The sequence below is a fragment of the Ideonella azotifigens genome (assembly GCF_006519715.1).
Lineage (GTDB): Bacteria > Pseudomonadota > Gammaproteobacteria > Burkholderiales > Burkholderiaceae_C > Ideonella > Ideonella azotifigens.
In genome coordinates this window covers 1-2,638 of the sequence record NZ_VIDT01000714.1, presented here as the reverse complement: position 1 = coordinate 2,638, position 2,638 = coordinate 1, and the positions used below count along the sequence as shown (strand labels likewise).

Below are 2,638 nucleotides of genomic sequence, written 5' to 3'. Positions count from 1 at the left end.
CGTTTCGAGGTACTGCCCGTGCTCCACGCTCTCGGCCTGCGCGGCCGAGACCGTGCTGAAACCCGGCACCATCTCATCGCGCAGCGAGCCGATGGCGCCGCCGGCCAGCGTGGTCACCTGGTAGCTGGACCCGGGCGGCGCCAGGTGCGAGCCGAACAGCCGCAGCAGCCCGCTGGGGCGCAGGCGGCGGCAGCCCAGCATCGCGTCAATGCCAATGCAGTCATAGACCCGCGAATCGGCCGAAGGGTGCACGATGGCGGCGTTGACGATCACGTCGGCCCGCACGCCGCGCAGCGCGCTCATGGACTTGAAGGCCGCCGCCTTGTGGCGCAGCTCGAAGCTGCCGCGGGACTCCTGCACCCAGTCGCACAACACCGCTTCCAGCGTGTTGCGGTCACCCACCTCGGCGGCCAGGAAATGCTCCAGCTCGGCAATCGCGAGGTTGACTTCGGCCAGGCAGGCCTTGTCCACGCCGGACTTGGCCGCGCCCTTGGCGACCTGCTTCAGCGCCTCCAGGCCGGGGCTGTTGCTCAGCGAGGCCAGTGAATCGCCGCTGCGGGCGGAGAGCACCAGCCTGCTGACAGCAGACTGGCTGAGGTTCAGCGCCTCCTGCATGCCGCGCTGGTCGCGGATGCCGCGCCCGCCCAGGTCGGTCAGCAAGCCATCGACCGCCGCGCGCAGCCGGTCGCCGGTTTCTTCTGCCCTGCGGCGCAGTGCCACTTCAACGCCGGCCGCCTGTGTCTCGGTTCTCATGCCGTCAAGCATAGCGCGAAAGAACCACACCCCGAAACGACCTCACGGGTATTTTCAGAATACCTTCACAGAACCCTTGTAGCGCTTTGCCAAATGCCTTAGGCTGCGTTCCATCCTTCCCACCCACCTTTGCCTGAGGCCTCCGAAGTGACCGCACCAACCTGTTTCCTGCCCTTGCGCCCCTTGTTGGCGGCGCTTGCACTGGGCACCTCCGCGCTGCCAGCGCTGGCCGGCCTGACCGGCACTTTGTACCCAGGCCTGGGTTACGACCTGGTCGAGACCTCGCCCGGCCAGTTCATCGCCACCGGCTACATGTACCCGTCGATGTCGTACACGCTGCCCAACGCCTCGGGTGGCGGCACCGCCTCCGGCGCAGCGGCCGGCCTGGGCGCAGCGCAGCTGTCGACCGGCACGGCCTTCCTCGGCTACCGCGGCATGGTGATCACGCCTGCGCAGACCTACGTGCTGGGCACCTTGGGCGTCAATTCGGTTGATGGCTGGATCCCGCCGGGCTCCGGCTCCTCTTCCGCCCAGGCCACCAATGCCAAGAACGAAGTGGCCGGCACCAGCGAGCTGTATTCCCCCGACGGCACCGTGGACCTCGGTGGCCGTGCGGTGTATTACGCGCCCGGCTCGGGCGAGCCCAGGATGCTGGCCGTCCCCAAGGGCTTCACCGATGCCAGCGGCGTGGGCTACATGGGCACGTCCAACATGTCGTCCACCGGCGTCATCATCGGCTACGGCAGTGAAATCGCGGCCAACGGCGCGTCCCGCGTGATCCGCTGGGCCAATCCGACCGCCAAGGGCAAGGTGCTGGACAACGTGACGCTGGGCGGCGCCACCGGCATTGCCAGCTGGGGGGTGGCGGTGAACGCCGCAGGCGACGTGGTCGGCAAGGGCAACCTGTTCAGCGCCAAGGGCCAGAACCTGGGCACAGTCGCCGCCCGCTGGCTGGCCGGCAGCACCGCCGCCACGGTGCTGCAGTCGCTGCCCAAGCCGCCGCGCGCCAGCTACGCCAGCTCGGCCGTGGCCATCAACGACGCCGGCGCTGCCGTTGGTTCGTCGGGCAAGTTCTCCGACAGCGGTGCCACGCAAGGCGACGCCGCTGTGCTGTGGCCCGCCGGCTCCACCACGCCCACCGAGCTCAAGGGCCTGGGGCATGGCAGCGACGGCATGGGCTGGACCTACGCGCTGGCCATCAACAACAAGGGCGTCGTGAGCGGCGTCGGCACGTCTTTCAGCGACTCGGGCACCGACCTGGGCCAGCGCGCCATCCGCTGGGCGGCAGACAGCACCGAGCCCGAAGTGCTGGGCCTGCTGTCCCAGGCGGCCGATGGCGGCTCGTACAGCTACGCCTTCGGCATGAACAACAAGGGCTATGTGGTGGGCAACGCCAACGTGGTGGGCACCGCCTCGGGCGACGCGTCCAACCCGACCGCGTTGGCCGTGCATGCCGTGGTGTGGAAGCCCAACGGCACGCCCGTCGACCTGAACAAGCTGCTGCCACCCAACAGCGGCTGGCAGCTCTTCAGCGCCTACTCGATCAGCGACACCGGCTGGATCACCGGCATCGGCTTTTTCCAGCCGCCGGGCTACGACGTGAGCTACTCGTACCCGCGGCTGTATTCCATGCAGATCACCAAGACGGATTGAGGACTGCCGTGTCCGTCTGGGAAGACGCAGCAAGGCAGCCAATGCCTTCCAGCGTCGCCGCCACTGCCTCGTCCAGCCGTGTGTGCGGCACTTCGCCGAGGAAGGCCGCCAGTCGCTGTCCGTCCATGCGGACCGGCTGGCGCCACAGGTAGCGCATCTCCTGCATCTCGCGGAAAACCGGCACGAAAGGCGAGGCCAGCTTCAGCAGCCACCATGGCAGCGCGGTGAGCTT

The 2,638-nt window shown here is 68.4% G+C and carries 2 protein-coding genes and 1 pseudogene; 1 reads left to right on the top strand and 2 read right to left on the bottom strand.

From position 1 onward, the window contains the following. Nucleotides 1–753, bottom strand: a 753-nt coding sequence (locus tag FKP22_RS26680; RefSeq protein ID WP_141290965.1) for a hypothetical protein, incomplete at its 3' end; no start/stop codon positions are given. A gap of 147 nt (nt 754–900) precedes the next feature. On the opposite strand from FKP22_RS26680, the gene FKP22_RS26675 reads away from it, so the two are divergent. Further along, the gene (locus tag FKP22_RS26675; RefSeq protein ID WP_141290963.1) at nt 901–2,406 is read left to right on the top strand and encodes a DUF3466 family protein; all 1,506 of its coding nucleotides are present in this window, start codon (nt 901–903) and stop codon (nt 2,404–2,406) included. On the opposite strand, the pseudogene FKP22_RS26670 reads toward FKP22_RS26675, so the two are convergent. Beyond that, nucleotides 2,390–2,638, bottom strand: a pseudogene (locus FKP22_RS26670) (hypothetical protein); the annotation flags it as partial. The gene FKP22_RS26675 and the pseudogene FKP22_RS26670 sit on opposite strands and share 17 nt — an antisense overlap.